The sequence below is a fragment of the Paenibacillus larvae subsp. larvae genome (assembly GCF_002003265.1).
Taxonomy (GTDB): Bacteria; Bacillota; Bacilli; order Paenibacillales; family NBRC-103111; genus Paenibacillus_H; species Paenibacillus_H larvae.
This window is the reverse complement of sequence record NZ_CP019687.1, coordinates 477,848-501,730: the sequence shown is the minus strand read 5'-3', so window position 1 is coordinate 501,730 and position 23,883 is coordinate 477,848. Positions and strand designations below refer to the sequence as shown.

Annotated in this window: 20 protein-coding genes and 2 pseudogenes; 1 reads left to right on the top strand and 21 read right to left on the bottom strand. The window is 46.7% G+C overall.

All coding sequences use genetic code 11. The features are described from left to right. Positions 1-37: 37 nt before the first annotated feature. The 4 genes and pseudogenes from recG to BXP28_RS02685 form a co-directional block, all read right to left on the bottom strand. Positions 38-2,079 (bottom strand): annotated as a pseudogene (gene recG / locus BXP28_RS02700) (ATP-dependent DNA helicase RecG). Continuing rightward, positions 2,079-2,939 (bottom strand): DegV family protein, encoded by an 861-nt coding sequence (locus BXP28_RS02695; RefSeq protein ID WP_024094357.1) that lies wholly within the window; start codon positions 2,937-2,939, stop codon positions 2,079-2,081. Before BXP28_RS02695 ends, recG begins: the two are co-directional and overlap by 1 nt. Before the next feature lie 41 nt (positions 2,940-2,980). Beyond that, positions 2,981-4,741, bottom strand: a complete 1,761-nt coding sequence (locus BXP28_RS02690) for a DAK2 domain-containing protein (protein WP_036658757.1) — start codon at positions 4,739-4,741, stop codon at positions 2,981-2,983. An 18-nt stretch (positions 4,742-4,759) separates the two neighbouring features. After that, on the bottom strand, positions 4,760-5,119 hold the full coding sequence (locus BXP28_RS02685; protein ID WP_024094359.1) for an Asp23/Gls24 family envelope stress response protein: 360 nt from the start codon (positions 5,117-5,119) through the stop codon (positions 4,760-4,762). A 291-nt stretch (positions 5,120-5,410) separates the two neighbouring features. Here BXP28_RS02685 and rpmB point away from each other — a divergent pair, with 291 nt between their 5' ends. Further along, positions 5,411-5,599: a 50S ribosomal protein L28 gene (rpmB, locus tag BXP28_RS02680; protein WP_023482995.1), complete on the top strand. Its 189-nt coding sequence runs from the start codon at positions 5,411-5,413 to the stop codon at positions 5,597-5,599. A 389-nt stretch (positions 5,600-5,988) separates the two neighbouring features. Here the strand turns inward: rpmB and spoVM are convergent, their stop codons facing one another. The 17 genes and pseudogenes from spoVM to dapF form a co-directional block, all read right to left on the bottom strand. After that, positions 5,989-6,069 (bottom strand): stage V sporulation protein SpoVM, encoded by an 81-nt coding sequence (gene spoVM / locus BXP28_RS02675; protein WP_036658759.1) that lies wholly within the window; start codon positions 6,067-6,069, stop codon positions 5,989-5,991. Between the two features lie 338 nt (positions 6,070-6,407). Next, entirely contained in the window at positions 6,408-7,070 is a 663-nt protein-coding gene (rpe, locus tag BXP28_RS02670) for a ribulose-phosphate 3-epimerase (protein WP_023482996.1), read from the bottom strand. A gap of 2 nt (positions 7,071-7,072) precedes the next feature. After that, positions 7,073-7,972, bottom strand: a complete 900-nt coding sequence (rsgA, locus tag BXP28_RS02665; protein WP_023482997.1) for a ribosome small subunit-dependent GTPase A — start codon at positions 7,970-7,972, stop codon at positions 7,073-7,075. Beyond that, the gene (gene pknB / locus BXP28_RS02660) at positions 7,972-10,041 is read right to left on the bottom strand and encodes a Stk1 family PASTA domain-containing Ser/Thr kinase (protein WP_023482998.1); all 2,070 of its coding nucleotides are present in this window, start codon (positions 10,039-10,041) and stop codon (positions 7,972-7,974) included. The genes rsgA and pknB overlap by 1 nt, the downstream gene beginning before the upstream one ends. Before the next feature lie 6 nt (positions 10,042-10,047). Next, on the bottom strand, positions 10,048-10,806 hold the full coding sequence (locus BXP28_RS02655) for a Stp1/IreP family PP2C-type Ser/Thr phosphatase (RefSeq protein WP_024094362.1): 759 nt from the start codon (positions 10,804-10,806) through the stop codon (positions 10,048-10,050). 19 nt (positions 10,807-10,825) lie between these two features. Further along, positions 10,826-11,869, bottom strand: coding sequence for a dual-specificity RNA methyltransferase RlmN (gene rlmN / locus BXP28_RS02650; protein WP_172423300.1), 1,044 nt, complete (start codon positions 11,867-11,869; stop codon positions 10,826-10,828). A gap of 117 nt (positions 11,870-11,986) precedes the next feature. Then, on the bottom strand, positions 11,987-13,372 hold the full coding sequence (gene rsmB, locus BXP28_RS02645) for a 16S rRNA (cytosine(967)-C(5))-methyltransferase RsmB (RefSeq protein WP_023483001.1): 1,386 nt from the start codon (positions 13,370-13,372) through the stop codon (positions 11,987-11,989). 96 nt (positions 13,373-13,468) lie between these two features. Further along, positions 13,469-14,422 carry a methionyl-tRNA formyltransferase gene (gene fmt / locus BXP28_RS02640; protein WP_023483002.1) on the bottom strand — a complete coding sequence of 318 codons (954 nt, stop codon included), beginning with the start codon at positions 14,420-14,422 and terminating at the stop codon, positions 13,469-13,471. Beyond that, on the bottom strand, positions 14,422-14,904 hold the full coding sequence (gene def / locus BXP28_RS02635) for a peptide deformylase (protein ID WP_023483003.1): 483 nt from the start codon (positions 14,902-14,904) through the stop codon (positions 14,422-14,424). The genes fmt and def overlap by 1 nt, the downstream gene beginning before the upstream one ends. 51 nt (positions 14,905-14,955) lie before the next feature. After that, the gene (gene priA / locus BXP28_RS02630; RefSeq protein ID WP_023483004.1) at positions 14,956-17,442 is read right to left on the bottom strand and encodes a primosomal protein N'; all 2,487 of its coding nucleotides are present in this window, start codon (positions 17,440-17,442) and stop codon (positions 14,956-14,958) included. Continuing rightward, the gene (gene coaBC / locus BXP28_RS02625; RefSeq protein ID WP_023483005.1) at positions 17,442-18,653 is read right to left on the bottom strand and encodes a bifunctional phosphopantothenoylcysteine decarboxylase/phosphopantothenate--cysteine ligase CoaBC; all 1,212 of its coding nucleotides are present in this window, start codon (positions 18,651-18,653) and stop codon (positions 17,442-17,444) included. The genes priA and coaBC overlap by 1 nt, the downstream gene beginning before the upstream one ends. A gap of 62 nt (positions 18,654-18,715) precedes the next feature. Then, entirely contained in the window at positions 18,716-18,916 is a 201-nt protein-coding gene (rpoZ, locus tag BXP28_RS02620; protein WP_036658762.1) for a DNA-directed RNA polymerase subunit omega, read from the bottom strand. Between the two features lies 1 nt (position 18,917). Continuing rightward, entirely contained in the window at positions 18,918-19,559 is a 642-nt protein-coding gene (gene gmk, locus BXP28_RS02615) for a guanylate kinase (RefSeq protein ID WP_036658764.1), read from the bottom strand. Continuing rightward, positions 19,549-19,809: an extracellular matrix/biofilm regulator RemA gene (gene remA, locus BXP28_RS02610; RefSeq protein ID WP_023483007.1), complete on the bottom strand. Its 261-nt coding sequence runs from the start codon at positions 19,807-19,809 to the stop codon at positions 19,549-19,551. Before remA ends, gmk begins: the two co-directional genes overlap by 11 nt. A 32-nt stretch (positions 19,810-19,841) precedes the next feature. After that, positions 19,842-20,726, bottom strand: a complete 885-nt coding sequence (locus tag BXP28_RS02605; protein ID WP_024094368.1) for a YicC/YloC family endoribonuclease — start codon at positions 20,724-20,726, stop codon at positions 19,842-19,844. Between the two features lie 36 nt (positions 20,727-20,762). Continuing rightward, a pseudogene (locus BXP28_RS02600) lies at positions 20,763-22,660 on the bottom strand (bifunctional homocysteine S-methyltransferase/methylenetetrahydrofolate reductase). Between the two features lie 352 nt (positions 22,661-23,012). Then, positions 23,013-23,852, bottom strand: coding sequence for a diaminopimelate epimerase (dapF, locus tag BXP28_RS02595; RefSeq protein ID WP_036658837.1), 840 nt, complete (start codon positions 23,850-23,852; stop codon positions 23,013-23,015). Positions 23,853-23,883 lie beyond the last annotated feature (31 nt).

Here is a 23,883-nt window from a genome sequence, read left to right as displayed (position 1 = left end):
GGGACTCTTTAGAGAAATGCCGGTACTGGTCTGCCTCTTAATCCAGAACATCCCCGTCAAAAATCTGTTCTTTTTGTAAAAACTGCCGCAAAGGAACGTACTCCGCCGCCGTCCAAAATTCCGGTTTTGCAACCAGATCGGCTGCGTCATCCCGGGCGATTTCCATGATCTCAAAATCACACATGAGGTCAGCGATGCGGAACTCCGGCAGCCCGCTCTGTTTAGTGCCGAAGAAATCTCCGGGGCCGCGAAGCTCCAGGTCCCGCCGGGCAATTTCAAAACCGTCCGTAGTTTCTGTCATTGCCTGCATGCGCTCTTTGCCAACTTCTGTTTTAGGATCAGCAATCAGCACGCAAAAAGACTGATGTTCCCCTCGTCCTACCCGGCCGCGAAGCTGATGCAGCTGCGAAAGACCAAAACGGTCGGCATCATACACAACCATAAGAGTGGCATTAGGAACATCCACACCAACTTCAATAACTGTTGTGGAAACCAGTACCTGGATACTCCCATCTTTAAAGGAACGCATTGTATCATCTTTTTCCGCCGCAGTCATTCTTCCATGGAGGAGTCCAATGTTCAGATCAGGAAAATGCTGCTGCAGCTGAACATGCACATCAATGGCATTCTGGACATCCAGCTTATCGGATTCCTCAATCAAGGGACAAATGACATAGGCTTGACGGCCCCGGCTGCTTCCTTTTGGATAAAGCCGAGTACCCGCTCCAGCATATCGTGATGGACCCAATACGTTTTTATTGGCTTGCGTCCCTTTGGCATTTCCCGTAGCGTGGAAACATCCAAATCTCCAAAAGCAGTGATAGCCAGCGTCCTCGGGATAGGGGTTGCCGTCATGGAAAGCACATCGGGATTCATTCCTTTCCTGCGCAAGATGCTCCGCTGGCTTACCCCGAAACGGTGCTGTTCATCCGTCACGACAAGACCCAACTTGCGGAAAAAGACATCTTCCTGGATTAGGGCATGGGTACCTATCAGAACTTGAATAAGTCCCATCTGAACACCTGCAAGGATTTCTCTTCGCTTCTTATCCGTAGAGCTTCCCGTCAAAAGAGCCGTCTCAATCCCATAAGGCTTGAACATGCGGCTGAGCGATTTTTTATGCTGCTCCGCCAATATTTCAGTCGGTACCATCAAAGCACCTTGGCATCCGGCCGTAACCGTGGCATAGAGGGCCGTTGCGGCTACAACCGTTTTACCTGCTCCCACATCCCCCTTGAGCAAACGATTCATTGTATAAGGCTGCTGCATATCGTGGAGAATCTCCCCTACCACCTGTTTCTGGGAAGGAGTCAGTTCAAAAGGCAGTGATTTAACAAAACTTCTTATCTTCGGAAGGTCTACCTGCTGAGCAAGCCCATCTGCCCGTTTGCGGGTTATAGCTTTAAATGCGTGCATTTTAAGTTGGAAGAAAAAAAGCTCTTCATAAACCATTCTCCGGCGGGCTTGCTTACCGTCTTCAAGGCCTGAAGGCTGGTGAATCAGGGCAACAGCCTGCTTTCTTGGCAACAGCTGGTATCGTTTCACAAAATCTGCAGGCAGCACTTCCTGAATTAAATTTCCGAATTGCTTAAGAGCCTGCTGAATCATTTTCCGTATGGACTTCTGGGTAAGAGAACCGGTCAACGAATACACAGGCTGAAGGGTTCCTGTAAGTGAATCGTTTCCCGGAAACTCCGATTCTGATACGGTAAGCTGCTTTCGCCTGGCATCCCATTTGCCTGTCAGTCTGATCTCCTTACCTGAAGCAAGCTTGTCCTTAAGGAAGGGACGGTTAAACCAGACTGCCGTAACAAAAAAGTGGTCAATGACCACTTTGCAGGAAAGTCTGGATTTACGTCCATAACGTTGTAAAACAGGGGCGCCTATAAGGTTCCCCTGTACAGTTATTCGTTCTCCGTCCTTGACTTCAGACAAATCGCGAAGGCGATAATCTTCATACCGGAAAGGAAAATAAGCAATAAGTTGAGCAGCTGTATGTATGCCAAGAGCGGCCAGATCCTCCGCTTTTTGCGGACCGACCCCACTAACGCGCGTAACCGGAATCTGGTTCAGATCCATCATGCCAGGGCCGGCGTTACAAACGCCGCAACCGTTCCGGGTCCCGCGTGGGAACCAATGACCGGTCCAATAGTTAGGTATTGCTTACTCCTGACATCAAATTGCTGCTCAAGTAATTTAGCCAACTGTTCCGCTCCCTTAAGGTTTGAGGCATGTGCAATGCGCATATGAATGGGGCGCTCTGCCATGTCCCTCCGCAGGAACTCCATGATCCGGTTCATAGCTTTTTTCTCGCCTCTTACCTTATCCATAGAACAAACTTCCCCTTCTTTATCCAGGGAAAGAATTGGTTTAATGTTTAGGAGTGAACCGAACAAGGCTGCTGCCTTCCCGATCCGTCCGCCTTTTTGTAGATATTCCAGTGTGTCAACCAGAAAATAGATGGACAAATTGGCCCGCAGCTCTTCTACTACCTTCATGCACTCTTCAACTGATTTGCCTTCCTTCGCTGCTTCTGCCGCAGCCTGCACCATCCATCCAATCCCGAAACAGGCGGATTTAGAGTCTATCGGATAGATGGAAGCATCCTCTCCAATCAAGGTTTTGGCCAGAACAGCAGACTGATACGTACCGCTCATCGCTGAAGACAGATGAATCGAAATAATTTTGGTGTCCGGCTCCTCCTTCAGAATACGGGAGTATAAATCCACAAATTCAGCCGGAGAAGGCTGGGACGTTGTAGGCAGAAGCGAACTGGACGCCAGCTTTTGATAAAAAGCATCTGCTTCCAGATCGATGCCATCCAAGTAAGTTTCGGTTCCAAAATGAATTTTGAGAGGTACCATCTCGATGTTCAGCTGTTCCCGCAGCGAAACGGGCATATCCGACGTACTATCTGTCACAATGCGAACTTTACTCACGAGCGTCACCTCTTTTTTATTCGAATCAAGTCAAATGGATTTCATTCAACTGAAAAAATGTACGTATACAAAGGTTGTCCACCTGGATGAAGCTCAATTTCAATATGAGGATAGTTTTCCTGTATGAAAGCTTCAAGCTGGCTGGTATCTTCATCTGAAGCCGATTCGCCAGTAAGGATCGTCAATATTTCATCATTTTCCTGAATCATATAATCAAGCAGCTTCTTGCAGGAGTCAATCAATCCTTCCTCTGACGCTACGATCTTCCCATCCTGAATGCCGATAAAATGGTCTTTTTTGATGGCAATATTATCGATTGTCGTATCGCGTACCGCATATGTTACTTGTCCGGAACGAACTTTGCGGATTGCTTCGTTCATCGCCTCTTCGTTCGTTTTAACGTCTTCTGAATCCTGGAAGGCAAGGATAGCCGCCAATCCTTGCGGAATAGCTTTGGTCGGAATTACGACGATCTGCTTGTCTTCTACCAGGTCCTTGGCTTGTTGGGCTGCCAAGACAATGTTGGAGTTGTTAGGCAGAATAAACACGGTTTCAGCCTCAATCTGGCGGACAGCTTTCACGATATCTTCCGTACTTGGATTCATTGTCTGGCCGCCTGAGAGGACCACATCTACTCCTACACTGGTAAAAATTTCTTTAATGCCTTCTCCAATCGCTACTGCCACAAAACCATACGGTTTCAGCATTTTGGAAACCTGCGGCATATGAATAACCTGTCCCTCCTGATCAAGCAATTCTGCCGCTTCTTCCATTAGAATATGCGTATGCTGGTCTCTCATATTTTCAATTTTGATACGGCTTAAATCGCCGTATTCTTGAGCCAGGTTCATAACAGATCCCGGATGTTCGGCATGGATATGCACCTTGACCAGTTCATCATCCGCAACTACCAGCAATGAATCTCCCCATGCCCCGAGTTCTTCCCGGAAGCGGTTTTCTTCGAATTTTTTACCCTCTACCTTGTTCGGAACGACGCGAAGCAAAAATTCGGTACAATAGCCGTATACAATGTCTTCTGTGGCCAATTTAGACTGGGCCCGTGTATGTTCGTGGGGAATATGGGCCTGCTGGGCAAGATCCAAAGCCGCTACCGAAGGCGTAACTCCTCGGAGACCCGTATCTGTATCCGTAGAAACAGGCTGAGCAGGGTCTACGGTGATCCCGCGCAAAGCATTCAAAAAACCTTCGTAAATGCAAACCAGGCCTTGTCCTCCCGCATCCACAACACCAACCTGTTTCAGAACAGGAAGAAGATCTGGGGTTTTAGCTAGCGATACTTTTGCCTTGTCCAGCACTTCCTGCATAAGCTCATCCATGCTTTGGCAACGTCTAGCTATGGAAGAAGCATGTCTTGCTGCATCCTTGGAAACAGTCAGTACAGTCCCTTCCACCGGCTTAACCACTGCTTTATAAGCCGTATCCACACCTTCTTGCAGTGCTGAAGCAAACTGCTGCAGATTGATGGATTCATAATCGTGTGCATATTTGGCGAATCCTCGGAACAATTGGGATAAAATTACCCCGGAATTCCCGCGGGCTCCCATAAGCAGTCCCTTCGAAAGAGTCTCGGCCGCTTTACCGATATGCTCAGAAGGTTTCTTTTTCAGTTCTTCAACGCCAGAAGTAAGTGTCAGATTCATGTTGGTTCCCGTATCACCGTCAGGAACAGGAAAGACATTTAATCCGTTGATCTTGTCTACATTATTCTGCAGGTTATCCGCACCCGCAAGCATCATCCGAATAAAATCATTTCCATTAATAGAGATAAAGCGCTTACCCAAGAGTATTCTCCTTCCTGATTATCGGGCTACCCGAACTCCCTGCACAAAAATGTTAACTTCATCGACATGAAGACCCACTACTTCATTCAGTACATACTTCACTTTGGTCTGAACGTTGTGGGCAACAACTGAGATTTTGGTACCATAGCTTACAATGATATATAAATCGATTTCCACTCGATCATTTTCTCTACGGACCTCAACACCGCGTCCCAGATTGTCTCTTCCAAGCAGTTCAGCAATGCCGTCCTTTAATTGTTTTCTTGAAGCCATTCCAACAAGTCCATAACAGTCTAACGCCGCGGAGCCAGCCAGAACTGCGATTACTTCATTGGTCACATGTATTTTTCCATATTCATTTGAAAGTTCGATTGGCATTGAATTTACCAACTCCTTTGTAAAGGTTTATGGACTAATCATCATTGTACTATAATCAACGAAATAAATAAACGTCAAAAATGGATCGTGCTCGTTGACGGAGCCAAATTTGCTGTGCTATTATAATTAAGTATGTTTTACGAAAAGGGTACAGGCTTCATACTCCATAATAGCTAAACCGTTCCGGTTTAACTTCCAATGATGAAAACATTATAGAAAGCTGTCTTGCCGGGTTTTAAGCTTAGGCTTGCCCCGTGCACGGTTTCGTATACTATCAAGGAGGTGTCATTCATGTCCCGTAAATGTTATGTAACAGGCAGATCGCCTAAATCCGGTAACCACGTTTCCCATGCTAACAACAAAAACAAGCGCTCCTGGGGCGTTAACGTCCAAAAGGTCCGTATTCTTGTAGACGGTAAGCCTAAACGTGTCTATGTAAGTGCCCGTGCTTTGAAATCCGGTAAAGTAACCCGCGTGTAAGATATTCACGCAGATAAAAAGCACCTTTTCTGAGGTGCTTTTTTTTAAAGATAAAAAATAGAATCAATTTCATAAAGCAACTGGCAAGCGTTAATGGAGAAGGCGTTTACGGTGCAGATGTATCTGCATCTTGTACCAGTTAGGATAGAAAATCTAGGTTTATGAAATTGATTCAATGATCCCGGTAAAATCACTGTTGTACAAAATCTTATCTTTTAGAGCGAAGCAGGTTCGTCCCCCAATATAGGGCGACAAAATCGTTTCTGCTTGATAAATGCGGCTGCTCATTCTCTCTTTTATCCCACCTTCAAAACGGACGGCTGCCTGAAAAAGGGGGGATTTGCCGTTTCTTCCTGTGCTTTTGGAGTTTGCCTACAGAACAAGAGCGGTTAATTCTTGCTGAACGTATTCAGTATCGCTTTCACAAAACCACCTAAAAATTTTGGCAGTTTGACTGTGTAGAACTTCATCCTATACCCCTCCTTCGATGATGGCCCACCAACCTCGCATCGTTACCGACAGTATATTCGTACCTGAGTAAAAATGTGCTTGGCCGTGTGGAATTAACAGCCCCCGGACTTAGGCAAGCATCTTACTACCATTGCACAAGGAAAGCGGTCATACCGCCCTTTACAAGAACGATACTTACCACTCCTGAGTTAAAGTCGGAAAGTTCAGGCAGATCCATGTTCTTTCCTGAAACAATAGGAAACGTCTGCACCCTGGAAGGTGAGCGTTTCCCATGAAAGAAAAAAGGCCACAAGAACGACGCGCTCTTGTAACCATTTGTATGCCAACCAGCAACACCTTATGCCTGACGGGCCGCGCTTTTAATACGTCGGATCGCTTCGGCACGATCCTCTTTCCCGAATACCGCACTGCCTGCCACGAGGACATCGCCCCCTGCTTCCACGACAAGTGAAGCAGTCTTTTCCTGAATGCCTCCATCCACTTCGATAAGTACGTGCCCGAGTCCTCTTTCCAAAAGCTTTGCTCTTAACGCTTTTATTTTCGGCACGACTGTGGGGATAAAGGATTGTCCGCCAAAACCGGGGTTTACGGTCATGAGAAGTACCATGTCAAGATCCCCCAGCACATGCTCAACCATCTCTAATGGCGTGGCAGGATTGAGAACCACCCCTGCCTTTACTCCAAGCTCCTTAATCAGGTGAAGGGTGCGGTGAAGATGACGGCAGGCTTCTACATGCACGGAGATCCAGTCAGCTCCCGCTTTCGCAAAGGCAGGAATATACTGGTCAGGATTCTCTATCATTAGATGCACATCCAAAGGAAGCTTCGTATGCGGGCGGATAGCCTCTACGATGAGGGGACCTAGTGTAAGATTCGGTACAAAATGCCCGTCCATTACATCGACATGGATCCAGTCTGCTCCTCCGCGTTCCACCTCCGCAATCTCCTGTCCAAGTTTTGAAAAGTCCGCTGATAAAATCGAAGGCGCGATATTAACCATAATTAGTATCTCCTTTTCTTATCCTTCATTTCTTGAAGAAATTGAACATAGTGTTCGTACCGGCTTTTGGCGATTTCACCCTGCTGCACCGCTTCTAATACAGCACAACCCGGCTCATGAATATGCAGGCAGCCTCTGAATTTGCAGTTTCCGGACGATTCCCGGAACTCCTTGAAGCATTCCCCCAGATTCTTTACTTCAAGCTCAACAAAATCGAGCTGGCTAAATCCCGGAGTATCGGCAATGAGACCACCCCTTTCAAGGGGAAGCAGTTCCACATGGCGGGTCGTATGACGTCCCCGGCCTAGCCTATGGCTGATTTCGCTTGTCTCCAGATTCAAACCTTGAATCATAGCATTGAGCAGGGAGGATTTCCCCACACCGGATTGCCCGGCGAAGACACTAATTGATCCCGCCAGGGCTTCTTCTATAGTCTCAAGGCCTTCCTTTTTTTTCGAACTGGTCACATGAACGGAATATCCGATTGATTCATACAAACGGACAGCAGCTTTTACCGCCCCTGCTTCACCGGCATTCAGCAGATCCATTTTGGTCAGACAGATGAGAGGGGTTAGACCCGAATTCTCAATATGCACCAGAAATTTATCCAGAAGCTGAAGGTTTAAATCCGGTTCGGCAACAGAAAACACAAGAACTGCGTACTCCACATTGGCAACCGGAGGGCGAACAAGTCGGGATCTTCTAGGCAAAATATCAGTTACGGTTCCTTCCCCGTTTTCAGTATGTTCAAACTGGACCTGATCACCGACAAGAGGCGTAATTCCTTTTTTCTTAAACACTCCCCGTGCACGGCATTGTACGGGGGAGTTACCCGTTTTTTCCCCTTTCGGCAGCACATAATAATACCCGCTTAAAGCTTTCATGATTAATCCTTTAGGCATTAGGCTCCTCCATTTGATTTAGGCGTTGTGGTCGGAGTCGTTTTAACCGTGTCAGAAGGTATTGGAGCAGAAGGAACAGACTGGGCGGATCGGCCGTTCTTCTCATTCAGATAATCCTGATAAGTACGTGTAGTGATACTTACCACCTTATCATTTTCTTTAACCTGAATGACCGCTTCTTTATCCGGCGATACCACCACCTTAACGTCTGCCTTCTCCGGAGCGGTTACCGTCTCCGTTTTATACTCATAATTGCTTCTTGTAGCATCACTGACGATAATCTTGAACGTAGAGGGTTGTCCTTCAACTGACGGCTTGAGAGCAAGACTGATCATCATTTCACCCGCTTCTTCAGGAAGGCCCGAGCTTACGATAAGCTTGATTCCGGCCCCAGAAGTTACTTCATCGTTAGGAGCATAAGGGAACTGCTTGATGACCTTTCCTTTGGGCTGAAGATAACTGGTCTCATATTTGACATCATCCAACTTGAGTTTACTAAGATTAATCCTGGTTTTGGCCTCATCTAGCGTTAGTCCTTCCAGGTTCGGCATATTGAATGGTTTTTTGCCGTTACTGACTGTCAGTTTGACCATTGCATTTTTGGGATCGATATCTTCATTAGCCGCCGGGGTCTGTTGCAATACAACATCAGGACCGCTATCCGAATATTTATTGGTAATAGTTATTTGGTCTTCCTTAATTCCTAAGGCAAGCAGCTGATTTTTAGCCTCTTGAATTTTGCTGTTTTTAAGAGCGGGCATCTTTTTCAATTCAGGCCCGTCACTGACATAAAGCGTAATTTTGGAGTTTTTCTCCAGTTTTTCTCCCGTCTTCGGGTCCTGCTTAAATACAACATCCTTTTCCTTCTCTTCATTAAACTCATGCTTAACCTCATAAGTAAACCCTACCGCTTTCAGTTTCTCAACGGCTTCCTCCAGTTTCAGGTTTTCTACAAAAGGAACTTCTTCTGTCTTGCTAACCGAATATTTTTGTTTAACGAAATACGCGAGTCCGGCCACAAGAACCAAAAGGATGAGCAAAATAGTTATCCAAATTCCGGGACGTTTTGTCCATTTTTTCTTTGTTTTGTCAACCGGTTTTTTCTTTTCTTCATCTGAAACGGAGTCAGGAGGCTGCGATTCGTCATCACTTGCTGCCATAACGGTCTGATTTGAACGGATGGCTGGTACGACACGCGTGCTTTCTTCATCCAGGCTATCCCAAAAGCTGATCTTAGGCTCATTTCGGCGTTCAGGAGTGAGGCACGTTTCCAGATCCTGCATCATCTCACGGGCAGAATCATATCTTTCCGAAGGTTTTTTTCGCATGGATTTGAGGATTATGTTTTCTACACTTTGCGGGATTGCCGGATTTACGTTGCGGGGATCTTCCACATCCTCCTGCAAATGCTTGAGTGCTACACTGATGGGGCTTTCCCCAAGAAAAGGCAGCTGGCCTGTCAGCATCTGGTACATAACGATACCAAGCGAGTATAGATCAGATTTTTCTCCTGTACTCGTACCTTTGGCATGTTCAGGAGAAAAATAATGTACCGATCCCACTACCGAGCCGGTTTGGGTTATAGTTGAGGAGGTTACGGCTCGAGCAATGCCAAAATCCGTGACCTTAACACGGCCGTTTTTTCCGATCAATATATTATGCGGTTTAATATCCCGATGAATAATTTCGTTATGATGGGCATGGCCCAATGCATCACAAATCTGTATGCTGTAGTGGATGGCTTCTTCCACAGGAAGAGGGGCCCGCTCTTTGATGATTTCGTTCAGGTTGGTCCCGTCTATATATTCCATGACGATGTAATGGATATCCCCCTCCTGCCCTACGTCGTAAATACTCACCACATTCAGATGAGACAGGGACGCGGCAGCTTGAGCTTCTCTACGGAAACGCCGGATAAACTCCTCATCATGAACAAACTGGGAACGCAGCACCTTAATAGCCACTTTTCGGTTGAGCAGTAGATCGAGGCACTTGTACACGAGAGCCATGCCGCCTCCGCCGATCTGCTCTATCACTTCATAACGGCCCCCGAGCGTTTTACCTATCACTCATTCTCACCTCGTTTCTACGTCGTCCGAAATTTGATCATTAGCAAGCAGAATTACCGTCACGTTATCATCTCCGCCTGCTTCCAGAGCAGCTTGTACCAGCCGGTCAGCAGCTTTTTGCAGATTGGCTTCGGAATGGATCAAGGTAAAGATGGACGTCTCGTCCACCATCCCGCTAAGCCCGTCGGTGCACAACAGAACGATTTCTTTTTCTTTCCATCCCAATTCCTGAACATCCACCTGCACCTCCTGATCTGTACCCAGTGCGCGTGTAATCACGTTGCGCCGTGGATGATGGTCCGCTTCCTCAGGGGTCAACTGGCCGTATTTCAGCAATTCGTTCACCAAAGTGTGATCTTCCGTAAGCTGGACAATTGAGCTTTGATCAATCTTATAAGCCCGGCTGTCCCCGACATGAGCTATGATCATGGTGTCATGGGTTTGCAGGGCAGCTACAACAGTAGTTCCCATTCCATGAAACTGTTCCCTGCCCGAAGCGACTTCGAAGATTTCCTGGTTTGCTTTCAAAATGGCCTCTTCCACACATAGTTTGCATTCCTCTAAAGAGGAGGATTCGGAAAGAGACTGCTCCAAATGTTTTTGAATCAAATCAATAGCCATTTGGCTGGCCACATCCCCCGCCTGATGACCACCCATTCCGTCCGCCACGATAGCAAGAGCAAAGCCTTTCATATTCTGGATGACGGCTCTGTCTTCATTCAGCATCCTGATACGTCCGATATCGGTCTGTATTGCTATTCTCATCTCATTTATCACCCCGTGGTCACTTTCGATCCATATGCTTCGCTCTCAACTGGCCGCATGCAGCCGCAATATCACTGCCCTGCTCCCTGCGAATGGTCGCGTTAATTTTATTTCGTTCCAGAATGCGCTGGAAATTGAAAATATCCTCTCTGGGTGTACGTACATATTTGCGCTCCATGACATAGTTTACCGGTATTAAATTGACATGGCACATCGGAAACTGCTGCAGCACTTGAGCCAGTTCCTCTGCATGCTCCGCCTGGTCATTCACGCCGCCCATGAGTGCATATTCAAAAGTGATTCTGCGTCCTGTAGTTTGTGTATAGTATTTGCACGCTTCAATAAGATCTGCAAATGGGAAACGGCGGTTCACCGGCATCAGCTTCGATCTCAACGCATCATTTGGAGCATGGATGGAGATGGCCAGATTAATTTGGGTCTTTTCATCCGCAAAACGGTAAATGTTTGGGACAATGCCGCTTGTTGACACCGTAATATGGCGCTGTCCAATGTGCAGTCCTTTGGGATCAATCATAATTTTGAGGAATTTCATCATAGCCTCATAATTTTCAAAAGGCTCCCCGATCCCCATTATGACAATGGAGCTGACCCGTTCATCCGTTTCATCCAGCAGCTTCTGTGCCTTGACAATTTGGGCTACAATTTCTCCTGCGCTTAAATCACGCTTTAGCCCTCCCAATGTAGAGGCACAAAACGTACAACCAACCCTGCAGCCTACCTGGGTAGTTACACAAACACTGTTTCCATAATTATGTTTCATAATAACCGTCTCAATTGCATTTTTATCGGACAGTTCAAACAAAAATTTTACAGTACCGTCCTGGGAACGCTGATTCGCTATTTCCTTCAAGACAACAAACTCAAAATTAGTTTTTATTTTCTCTCTAAGGGCTTTGGAGAGATTGCTCATTTGATTTACATCCGTTACCCTTTTCACATATAACCAATCAAATATTTGATCCGCACGAAAAGCCGGCTCTCCGTTTTCTTTGAGCCAGGTTTTCCAATCATCATAAGTTAAATCATACATGTACGGTTTCATCTCATCACAACCTATATTCATATGTCAGCTTGTTGATTAAATCTATAAAGCGCATCTAACAGCTTATTTTATCACAGACTTCAGCAGGGGTAAAAATATAACCTGATCCGTATCCATTCAAGATTTTTTACGCAGCCTGACCATAAAAAAACCGTCAGACTGATAATCCTGGGGAAAAATTTGAACCATCCCCCTATTCATTAATTGTACATTCAATTCAGGAGGCCAGCCCGGCACAGGCTCCAGAACAGGGATAAAGTCAGGATGCTTCTCCAAAAAGCGATTAACCTGATCTTCGTTTTCAGCTATTTCCACTGTACAGGTACTGTAAACAAGTATCCCGCCCGGTTTCAAAAGTCCTGGGACAGCACATAGCAGATCCTGTTGGACCTTGCGGATCTCTTCGATATCCTGTTCTTTCTTCATCCATTTCAGATCAGGCTTTCTCCGGATTACCCCAAGGCCTGAACAAGGGGCATCAAGCAAAATACGGTCGAACGTTTCGCGATTAAAACGTTCTCCAAGCTTTCTCGCATCGGCAACGGCTGTTTCCACAGAAGTAAGCTGGAGCCGTTCGGCCTGTTCTTGAATCAACTGCTCTTTATGCTCATAAAGATCAAACGCTTTGACAATGCCCTTGTTGTTCATTTTTTCGGCAAGATGAGTCGTCTTTCCTCCCGGGGCCGCACAACAATCAAGGACTATCATTCCTTCTTTCGGGTCTACCAGTTCGGCTACAAGCATGGAACTCTCATCCTGGATCGAGTAATCTCCGTTGGCATATTCCTTTGTCAAGGCCATATTCCCTCCGCCAGTTATAATAATTCCCTGGGGGGCAAGAAAAGAAGCCTCGGCTTGGATTCCTTCATCCAGCAATCTCTCAATCAGTTCTTCCCTGCAGTGCTTGAGGATATTGTTGCGTATGCTGATTTTGGGCGCTTTATTATTGGCCAAACACATTTCAGCCGTTTTTTCCTCTCCGTATTGTTCTACCCAGCGTCTGACCAGCCAATCCGGATGGGACTGTTCTAAGGCTATGCGCCGTATAGGGGAAAGATCCGCCGGCAGAAGAAGATCTCCCTTTTGCCGTATTACGTTCCGCAGTACTCCGTTCACCATCCCGGAAATGCCCTGATGGCCCCGTTTTTTAGCAATTTTGACTGCTTCGTTGACAGCCGCATGATCCGGAATCCGGTCCAGGTAATACAATTGATAAAAGCTGAGCCGCAGCAGACATTTTACCCACGGTTCCAGCTTATCCAGCCTTTTTTTTACAAAACGTGCCAGAAAGCAGTCAATTGTGTTCAACCTTTGAATAGTTCCATACACGATTTCAGTGGCCAGGCCTGCATCCTGTCTGCTAAGATCTGCATGCCGGAGGACCTTGTTCAGCATCAGGTTACTGTATGCATGTTCTTTTTCTACCTCCAGCAAAACTTGCAAAGCCGCTTCCCGTGCAGTCCGGACCTTTAATATGTTTGTAGTCGGTTTCTTTTGATTCATCCGCCGCACTCCTTTTTACTATTAATGAAACCGTCCGCAGAAAAAACGCAGGTTCCCCGGCTAAAACAGCCTGCCTGCGCCTTAGATGATTTTTTGTTATTCTTCGCCCAGGATCGTTCCGTTTGGGATAGAGCTTCCCCTGGCAAACTGGGCTACATCCATCGCCTTCTTGCCAGGAGATTGAATCGTCGTCAGAATCAGGCTCCCGTCCCCGGTTGCTACCTCAATCCCGTTAACGGTGCAGGATAATACGGTTCCAGGAACCGGGTCCTTTACCGCTTCTGGACCGGAGTTAATGGAAGGCTTTTGACAGGCCCATACTTTCATGATAGCCCCGTTCCAAAGGGTATATGCCCCAGGGAAAGGATTTAACCCGCGAATTTGGTTAAAAATTTGCAGAGATGTTCTTGACCAGTCGATCTTTTCATTTTCCCTTGTTATATTAGGTGAATATACAGCTTCCTTCTCATTTTGAGGAACTGCTTGAATACTCCCGTCCATAAGTCCCGGAAGAGTTCGTCTCAACAAATCAGCCCCGGCTGCCGCTAGCTTCTTGAACATGCTGCCGGCGGTATCTTCATCCATGATAGGAACTTCAACCTTACTGATCATATCCCCGGTATCAAGCCCCTCAGCTATGTACATAATGGTGACACCGGTAACCGGGTCACCGTTCATAACGGCATGGTGAATGGGGGCTCCCCCACGATATTTAGGAAGAAGTGAAGCATGAATGTTAATACATCCTAACCTGGGGACCTCTAATAGAGATTTGGGCAGGATCTGTCCGTAAGCGGCCGTGACAATCAAATCAGGAGCAATTTCCCTAATTCGGTCAATCACATCGGATTGCCGGAGTTTCTCCGGCTGGTATACGGGAATTCCGTGTTTCTCAGCTTCTATCTTAACAGGAGGAGGGGTAAGAACCCGCTTGCGTCCCTTGGGCCGGTCCGGTTGGGTCACAACGGCAGCAACCTCATGCCCCTCCGTCAGAACAGCTTTCAGAGAGGGAACCGCAAACTCCGGGGTCCCCATAAATATCAGTTTCACTATCTATCACCATTTTCTTCAAGTTCATTGCGGTACAATTTCAAGGCCAGATCCGTAAAAAGAATACCGTTCAGATGGTCAACCTCATGCATGATACATCTGGCAAGAAGCTCTGTCCCTTCTACGATCACTTCGTTCCCATTCCGATCCTGGCCTTTTACGGTCACATTCATCGGCCGGCGCACATCACCCTGGAGATCTGGAATGCTTAGACAGCCTTCGGGACCAATCTGTTCACCACTGGTGGCGACAATTTCCGGATTCACCAATTCAATCAACCCGTGTTCATCCCCCACGTCCATTACGATTGCCCGCTTCAAAATGCCAACTTGTGGAGCAGCCAGCCCAACTCCTTCATTTTCATACATCGTATCGGCCATGTCATCAAGCAGCTTATGGAGACTGGAATTAAATTTCGTGACCGGTTTTGCCTTTTCCCGAAGAACCGGGTCCGGGTCCATTACAATAATACGAATAGCCATAGCAGTATCTACCTCTTACTTTCCTTTTTTCTCTAGTCTATGTTCCCTTTTCTACATTAAAAACTGGGGATCAACATCAACGCTGATCTGCAGTTTGTTTTTGCCGGTTTGTTCATCAAAAGCTGCAACCGCCTGGCGGACAAGACGTGAGACGGCAGCGTCATTTTCATATTTTATCACGCATTGAAACCTATATCTATCTTTGATCCGGGATATCGGCGAGGCTACAGGACCAAGCACTTCCATATAAAAAGCCTCTTTGCCTGGCTGGTTCTCCTCCAGTTTTGCCAATTCCCTGAGACGGGCAGCAAATGATTCAGCCGCGCGGATCAAAAGAGCGGGCTGTTCGTGGGACAGTGTCACGAGAATCAGCTTATGATACGGTGGATAAGCCCGAATTCTCCGGTGCCCGAGTTCCTCGCGCGCAAATCCAATGTAATCATGCTCCGCTGCCGCAAGAATACTATAGTGGTCAGGAGTATATGTCTGTACAAAGACCTCTCCGGGAAGGGTATGTCTTCCCGCCCGGCCCGCAACCTGGGTTAACAGTTGAAAGGTACGTTCCGAACTGCGAAAATCAGGAAGGTTGAGGACCGTGTCAGCCGCTATGACTCCGACAAGTGTCACGTCAGGAAAATCCAGCCCTTTGGCTACCATCTGGGTTCCGAGGAGAATATCGGCCTGCTTATTTGCAAAGAGATTCAGCCATTTTTCGTGCGACCCTTTTTCCGAGGTTGTGTCCACGTCCATGCGTATTACACGAATCCCGGGAAACAGCTTTACAAGTTCTTTTTCTACCCGCTGTGTTCCAGTGCCAAAATGCCGGATATGTTCAGACCCGCAGTCCGGACACTCCCTCATTTCCCTTTCTGCATAACCGCAATAATGACATCTTAAGGTTCTGGAATGCTGATGATAGGTCAGGGATATGTCGCAATGGGGGCACTGGGCCACAAAACCGCACGTCCGGCACATAACAAAAGTGGCATACCCTCTCCGGTTCAGCAGCAGAACAGTCTGCTCATTCCGCGACAGGCGTTCCTCGATTGCCTTGCGCAAGAGCCTGCTGAACATCGATCGGTTGCCGTTTTTGAGTTCCTCTCTCATATCCACTATGCTGACAGGAGGCAACGGTCTTCCCGCCACACGGGTTTTCATGGATAATAAACAGTAAGCTGGTTCTTCCCCGTCCTTCCGGTTTGTGGCCAGATACATGCTTTCCAGTGAAGGAGTTGCCGATCCTAAAAGCACTGAAGCACCGTGCTTTTTCGCCCGTTCAATGCCAATATCCCTTGCGTGGTATTTAGGGCTTTCTTCTTGCTTGTAAGAGGATTCATGTTCTTCATCCATAATAATAATGCCAATATTCCGGAATGGTGCAAAAATGGCAGATCGTGCCCCAATAGCGACTTTCACTTCATGTCTCGCTATTTTTTTCCATTCATCAAAACGTTCTCCTTGTGAAAGTCTGCTGTGTAATACGGCAACCTGATCACCAAAGCGTCCCTTAAAACGTTCTACCAGTTGGGGAGTAAGCGAGATCTCAGGTACCAAAACAATGGCTTCCCTGCCCTGTTCCAGACAAGTTTGGATCGATTGAAGATACACTTCAGTTTTTCCGCTCCCGGTAACGCCATGTATAAGAAATACTTGATGGCGTCCCTCAGTCAGGCTGCGATGAATCTGGGCAAAAGCCTCCGCCTGTTCCCGCGTAAGGGGAAGCGGAGCTGTCGGAGCGAAATGCCGGCCTGCATAAGGATCTCTCATGACTTCCTGTTCGTTCAGTTCAATAATTTCTTTATCGGCCAAAGTTTTAACGGTGCTTGCTGAAATATCCAGCCGTGTAATGAGTTCCGTCAGGTGAACGGGCTCCGGATGTTCAAGCAAATATCTGAGCACTTCTTTTTGCTTGGCTGCCCGGCTGGATAAACGCTTCTCAGCCTCTTTCAAAACCATTAAATCCTCCGGGGGAAAGACTGTCAGCTTCTTCTTTGTAGAAATCCGGTCTTTGATTTGCTGAGATTCTGTCAGCATGCCCCTTTCAACCAGGTCCCGGACGAGTTTTCCCTCATTCGCAAAGCACTCCTGCAGCTGTTCTGCCTTAATCCTCCCCTTCCGCCTGACGAACTGGAGGATAGCTTCCTCTTGGGGAAGCAATATATCGGTATCCTGAACGACAGATTCAACCACTTGCAGGTTTCGTTCGTATTTGGCTTTCAAGGCTCCAGGCAGCATAGCCTGAAGCGCCACCACTTCGTAACAGAGGTACTTCTCGCTCATCCATTTTCCCAGTTCCACTAATTCTTGGGTTAGTGGAGGCATTGCATCCAGAACTTGCTTAATCGGTTTTATACGTTTTGGATCCATACCGGGTTTTGTATGAATATCTACTACAAATCCCTGTACATTACGCGGACCGAAGGGCACACCCACCCGGCTGCCTACTTCAATCCATTGTTCCAATTCAGACGGAATTACATAATCAAAGGCTCGGTTTGTTTGTTTAGCCGGGACATCAATGATGACTTTGGCAAACATTAAACCTCCCCTTCCTTTTCATCCATGCGGGCGGCAATGAGGCGCAGGAGATGAAGAGCTACTTCTTCTTTTCTTAGGAGAGGAAGACTTTCCACCAGCCCCTGCTTGTCATATATACGGACTACATTGGTTTCTGATCCGAACCCGGCTCCTTCTACAGATACATCATTGCCTACAAGCAAATCACAATTTTTACGCACTAATTTGTCCATTGCATATTCATCCAGTGAATCTGTCTCCGCTGCAAATCCGACCAAAAACTGATGGGTTTTGTTTTTACCGAGGGTCTCCAGAATATCCGGATTTTTTACAAGTTCAAGGGTTAATGTCTTATCTGCCTTTTTCATTTTGCTTTTACTTTGTACAAGCGGACGGTAATCGGCAACAGCAGCGGCTTTAATGACAATATCCAAATCTTTATAGCGGTTCTGTACTTCTTTAAGCATATCTTCAGCCGAAAGAACGGGGACCACCTGTACCCCGGCCGAAGCTTCCAAGGCGGTAGGACCGGTAACCAGCGTCACTTCCGCACCAAGTCTCCGGGCTGCTTCAGCTACGGCATACCCCATTTTTCCAGAGGAATCATTCGTGATATAGCGCACAGGATCTATCCGTTCAACTGTGCCTCCGGCCGTAACGAGCACCCTTTTTCCCTGAAGCAAGGTTTTCTCGGCAAAGAAGCGCCGGACTTCAGCTACTATGTCTTCCGGTTCTGCCAGTCTGCCTTTTCCAACATATCCGCAGGCAAGCTGTCCCGAGCCCTGTTCCACAAATATAACGCCCCGTTTGGACAAGGTAGACATGTTTTCTTGAACAGCCGGATGCTCATACATGTGTACATTCATCGCGGGAGCTACCATAACGGTAGCTGTAGCAGCAAGCATGGTTGTACTGAGCATGTCGTCCCCCAGTCCGATAGCCATTTTGGCAATCATATTGGCTGTCGCCGGAGCGATCAGCATCAAATCCGCTTTATCAGCCAGATTAATGTGGGAAACCACCGATGTATCCTTCTCGTCAAAAGTATCTATCATAACAGGATTTCTGGATAGTGTTTGAAACGTGAGAGGGGCAATAAATTTCGTTGCGGATTCTGTCATAATGACATATACATCCGCTCCTGCCTGGGCCAGCTTACTGCATAAAGCAGCTGCTTTGTAAGCAGCAATACCTCCGCATACTCCCAGGATGATCGTTTTGTCTTGTAACATGGATACTCCCTCCTGCCAATTTGGAAAAAAATAACAACCACAAGGGTTGTCAATAAAAGGTTTTACGGCTGGATTTTTTCGTAGTGGATATAATCCCCGTACAATTCCTCCAGGGAATAGCCCACATGCTTATTAGATTTAGGATCTTTCAGATGGGACGGTGCTCCGTCGCGGAGCATTCTGGCCCTTCGTGCAGCTGCTACCACAAGCGAATACTTGCTATCCACTTTATCCAGCAGCTTGTCAATGGAAGGATATAACATGTCACTTCACCTCACCGATTGTTTGCATTAATTTAGGATAAATCCGCTCTCTCCTGCAGTGCTCAGCAACTAGGATCGATTGGATTTTATGACAGGCATTGCGGACTTCATCATTTACTACAGCGTAATCATATTGTTCCATCAGACGAATCTCGTCCACCGCCACATCCATCCGGTTACGGATGGTTTCATCAGACTCGGTACCCCTGGTCACAATGCGGTTCTCCAGTTCATCTAATGATGGAGGTAGAAGAAAAATAAAGATGCCCTCGGGGAATTTCTTGCGAACCTGTATAGCACCCTGTACCTCAATTTCCAGAATGACGTCCTGGCCGGTGTTAAGAGTTTCTTCAACAAAACGGCGCGGTGTGCCGTAATAATTGTTGACATACTCCGCCCATTCCAGCATTTCATCATTTTCGATCAATTCTTGGAATTGTTCTTTTGTTTTGAAGAAGTAGTTTACTCCCTCAACTTCACCTTCACGGGGGCTGCGGGTAGTTGCTGAAACAGAATATACAAGTTCGGGCGCAATTTTGCGTAAAGCCTTGCATACCGTTCCTTTACCCACTCCGGAAGGCCCGGAAAGAACGATCAAAATCCCTCTTTCTCTTTCCATTGTCTTTGTGTTTCTACTCGTCATGATCATCTTCCTTGTTGGAAAGTCGGTGGGCTACCGTTTCCGGCTGTACCGCGGATAAAATTACGTGATCACTGTCTGTAATGATGACAGCGCGGGTTCTTCGTCCGTACGTAGCATCAATAAGCATATGTCTGTCCCTGGCTTCCTGGATAATCCGCTTTATGGGTGCGGATTCGGGACTCACAATGGAAATGATGCGATTAGCGGAAACAATGTTTCCGAACCCGATGTTAATTAACTTAATGGCCATTCTTTCTCCTCCTCATGTCGCCTGCTTCCATGTTACTCAATATTCTGAATTTGTTCTCTCATTTTCTCAAGTTCAGCTTTCATATGAATGACGAGATTAGCAAGTTCCGCATGGTTGGCCTTGGAACCTATCGTATTGATTTCGCGATTCATTTCCTGAATGAGAAAATCCAGTTTTCTTCCCACAGGCTCATCCGAGCGCAGCAACTGTCTAAACTGCTGCATGTGGCTTTTCAGCCGAGTGATCTCCTCGTCGATATTAGACCGGTCTGCAAAAACCGCCACTTCCATAGCTATTCTCTGTTCATCCAGCGGGACCTGATCCTGCAGCAACTCCTGAAGTCTATTTCTAAGTTTCTCTGCATACTCTTTAGAAACGGTCGGCGCTAGAGAAGCTACTTCAGAATGATAGGTATCAAACCGATCAAGACGTCCAAACAGATCGGAGGACAAAAACTGGCCTTCTGTCAGCCTCATGGCGTTCAATTGTCCAAGAGCCTCGGACATGCATTGGTCCAACATCTCCCCTAAGGCTTCATTCGTATCAGGACGGACTTCCCGGATCTCGAACAAATCAGGAAATTGAATCATCTCCCGAAGCGTCATTTCCCCAGTAAGAGCAAATTTTTGCTTTAATTGGTCAGCTGCTGAAAGGTATGCCTCAGCTAAAGCCCAGTCTACCGATACGGATTTATCGGATGATGCGTCCCTCTCGATAGTAACAAAGATATCGATTCGGCCGCGTTTAATCGATTGCATGGTCGCTTTCTTGAGTCGGTCTTCATAGCATGTCCATTCTTTGGGCATGCGAACCGCTACTTCACTGTAGCGGTGATTAACCGATTTTACATCGATGAACACTTTATACCCATATCCATTTTGGCTGGAGTGTCCATATCCTGTCATGCTTCGTATCATTATTCTTCACATCCATTACCCTATTGTAATGGATTTTTATACTCGGGACAAGAGGGGATGACGGCTTGAGGTTTTACCCCAAATATACTCGGTCAGAGCCACGCTCATATCATAAAACAAGAACGGCGTCATAAGATAAATCCCATTGAAATACTGGAGTGCTGTATCAATCAGCTCCTTAGCCATTTCTGTTCCTGCTGCTCTTCCGGCTTCCCCCTCAAGCCCCGCCATTCTTCCTCTGGTTTCATCCGGAAGCTGAATACCCGGAACCTCATTATGCAGGTATTCGGCATTCCTGCCGCTAGCCAGTGGCATAATGCCCAGAAATATCGGAACATCCATATGTTTAGTAGATTCATGGATACGTTCAATTAAAGCATGATCATATACAGGCTGGGTCATGATATAGTCGGCACCCGCAGCTATCTTCTTTTCTAATCGCTGTACAGCTTTTTCCAAATACTTTACATTCGGATTAAAAGCGGCCCCGATTACGAATCTGGCCTTTTTCTTCAATGGTTTACCCGAAAATGCCAGACCTTTATTTAATTGTTTAATCATCCGAATAATTTCAAAGGAGGTCAAATCATATACAGAGCTTGAACCGGGTAAATCACCAAACCTTGCAGGGTCTCCCGTCACCGCCAGAACATGGTCAATGCCCAGCGCATCCATTCCCATCAGATGAGACTGCGTCCCTATACTGTTGCGGTCCCGGCAGGCGATATGAACAAGCGGTCTGACATTTAAACGCTGTTGAACTAGTGCCCCAAGGGCCAAATTGCTCATCCTCGTTACAGCCAGGGAGTTGTCGGCCATCGTGATAGCATCCACACGGGCATCTTTCAGAGCTTTGGCTCCCACCATAAATTTGTTAATATCCAAGGTGCGGGGGGATCAAGTTCCACAATAACCGTAGGACGCTGTTTAACAAGATCTACGAGATTTTGAACCCCGTCCATGTAGGAAGAATCCCCTGTTTCTGCTGTGCCAGTTGAAATAACGGGGTGCTCCTCATCCCGCCCGGTCTCAGTTCCCCGTAAACGGAACGCCTGCTCGGCTGAGGGCACATATCCTCTAAGTGCTTTTGAAATTGCGGCAATATGTTCAGGGGTGGTCCCGCAGCATCCTCCAATAATCCTCGCTCCAAGATCGGCAAATCGCAGTGCCGTCTCAGCAAAATATTCAGGTGTCGCCCCAAAAACAATCCTGCCATCTACATAATCCGGAATTCCCGCATTGGGGTACACTGAAAAAGGGACTTGTTCTAAAGGATGAATCCTGCCTATTGATTGCATAATTCCGTTAGGTCCACTTACGCAGTTGAATCCTACAACATCAGCTCCTTCGTCCTTTAAACGTTCAAAGGCTTCCTGCAAGGGGATTCCGTCATGTGTTGTATGGTTTCCCTCAGTGGTGAATTGGCAAATAACAGGAAGATCACTAAGATTACGTATCAGCCTTAGGGCAATTAAAAGTTCGTCCAGGTCATAAAATGTTTCAAGTAAGAGGCCGTCTACAGAGGCTTCAAGAAGAGCCTCAACCTGTTCATGAAAAGCAATCCTTACATCAGCCTCGAGTACATTTTTTCGTTTTGAACCTCTGATTGACCCCACTGCTCCCATTACGTAGGCATCATCCCCCACAGTTTGTCTGGCAAGATCCGCACCTGCACGGTTAATTCTTTTGACTTCTTGTTCCAGTCCAAATTTGGACAACTTTTCTTTATTAGCTGAAAAAGTATTTGTTTCAATGATCTTGGCCCCGGCTTCATAATATCGGCGGTGTATATCAGCAATTACTTGAGGCTGCAGAAGGTTCAGTTCCTCGTAGGAAATGCCGACGGGAAACCCAAGCTGGTATAAATAAGTCCCCATGGCTCCGTCCCCGGTTAATAGTTGATGCTGTAATGCTAATCTCAGGTCTGGTCTCATCTCTTTTTCCCCTCCCAATTTAATACCAATCCAGTAACAGAACGGCTGCAAATAAAAAGAGAGAATGGCATAAAGCACACAGGGCTTCTAAGCCATTCTTGGGTAAAGCAGAAACGACTTCGCTGCCCTTTTCGGGCTATACCTTTTTACGATAAAAGACAAGAAAAGAGTCCATTTCATATTCGTTTGAAACTTTGGTTTGCAGCATATATTGATGAGCCAAACCTTTTAAACAATATACACTTGCTTCAAAATCCGTTAATCCAAATTATGAACACTGATTCAAAAATGTTACACATTCGAATCCATTTCATATCGATGTCTAAGTTATGAATTGATTCATTCTTATCTTTTAAGAAAGTCGGCCCTGAAAAACTTCGGCTGCAGGACCAGTCATATATACATGATTGTCAGCTTCGTTCCACTCAATGAAAAGATCTCCGCCTTTTAAGGAAATGGTAGCCCGGCGGTCTGTCAGATTATTCAGGACAGAAGCAACAAGGGTGGCACAGGCACCCGTACCGCAAGCCAGAGTCGGACCTGCCCCTCGTTCCCATACGCGCATAATCACACGATCCCGGGATTGAACAGTAGCAAATTCCACGTTGATTTTTTTGGGAAATAAAGGATGGACTTCAAGCAGCGGCCCCCATTCGTGAAGATTCATAGTAACCGCATCATCCACATAAATGACACAATGCGGATTCCCCATGGAAACAGCTGTAAATTGAAATCTACGGCCGTTCACTTCAACAGGGTATTTTACTACCGGATTGGCATTCACAGTTGTAGGAATGTCAAGCCCGTTCAGGATCGGTTCTCCCATGTCCACGCGGACGGTATCAACTTTGCCATCTTTTTTATGGACAAAAACCCTTTGGATACCGGCACCGATGGTTTGGATCGTAATTTCATCATTCTGGTGTTCAACCAGCCCGTGATCCACTACATATTTAGCTACGCAGCGGATAGCGTTACCGCATTGCTCGGCTTCGGAACCGTCCGAATTGATGATGCGCATCATAAAGTCTGCTTCCTTGGAAGGAAGAATGTATACAAGTCCATCGGCACCAATACCAAAATGCCGGTTACAAAGTCTAATTGCCAGATCCGATACTCCTGCCGGCAGTTGTTTCTCTCCAGACACAACAATAAAATCATTGCCGAGTCCGTTCATTTTAGTGATGTTCATCATTGTCAGCACTCCCGGTATTCCTCTTTTT

Bases quoted from the DNA above. Each gene is read 5' to 3' on its own strand.
- BXP28_RS02685 (WP_024094359.1), bottom strand. From the start codon at position 5,119: ATGCCAATCGAACTTTCAAATGAATATGGAAAAATACATGTGACCAAT.
- rpmB (WP_023482995.1), top strand. From the start codon at position 5,411: ATGTCCCGTAAATGTTATGTAACAGGCAGATCGCCTAAATCCGGTAAC.
- spoVM (WP_036658759.1), bottom strand. From the start codon at position 6,069: ATGAAGTTCTACACAGTCAAACTGCCAAAATTTTTAGGTGGTTTTGTG.
- rpe (WP_023482996.1), bottom strand. From the start codon at position 7,070: ATGGTTAATATCGCGCCTTCGATTTTATCAGCGGACTTTTCAAAACTT.
- rsgA (WP_023482997.1), bottom strand. From the start codon at position 7,972: ATGCCTAAAGGATTAATCATGAAAGCTTTAAGCGGGTATTATTATGTG.
- BXP28_RS02655 (WP_024094362.1), bottom strand. From the start codon at position 10,806: ATGAGAATAGCAATACAGACCGATATCGGACGTATCAGGATGCTGAAT.
- rlmN (WP_172423300.1), bottom strand. From the start codon at position 11,869: ATGAAACCGTACATGTATGATTTAACTTATGATGATTGGAAAACCTGG.
- rsmB (WP_023483001.1), bottom strand. From the start codon at position 13,372: ATGAATCAAAAGAAACCGACTACAAACATATTAAAGGTCCGGACTGCA.
- def (WP_023483003.1), bottom strand. From the start codon at position 14,904: ATGGCTATTCGTATTATTGTAATGGACCCGGACCCGGTTCTTCGGGAA.
- priA (WP_023483004.1), bottom strand. From the start codon at position 17,442: ATGTTTGCCAAAGTCATCATTGATGTCCCGGCTAAACAAACAAACCGA.
- coaBC (WP_023483005.1), bottom strand. From the start codon at position 18,653: ATGTTACAAGACAAAACGATCATCCTGGGAGTATGCGGAGGTATTGCT.
- rpoZ (WP_036658762.1), bottom strand. From the start codon at position 18,916: ATGTTATATCCTTCCATTGACAAGCTGCTGGATAAAGTGGATAGCAAG.
- gmk (WP_036658764.1), bottom strand. From the start codon at position 19,559: ATGACGAGTAGAAACACAAAGACAATGGAAAGAGAAAGAGGGATTTTG.
- remA (WP_023483007.1), bottom strand. From the start codon at position 19,809: ATGGCCATTAAGTTAATTAACATCGGGTTCGGAAACATTGTTTCCGCT.
- BXP28_RS02605 (WP_024094368.1), bottom strand. From the start codon at position 20,726: ATGATACGAAGCATGACAGGATATGGACACTCCAGCCAAAATGGATAT.
- dapF (WP_036658837.1), bottom strand. From the start codon at position 23,852: ATGAACATCACTAAAATGAACGGACTCGGCAATGATTTTATTGTTGTG.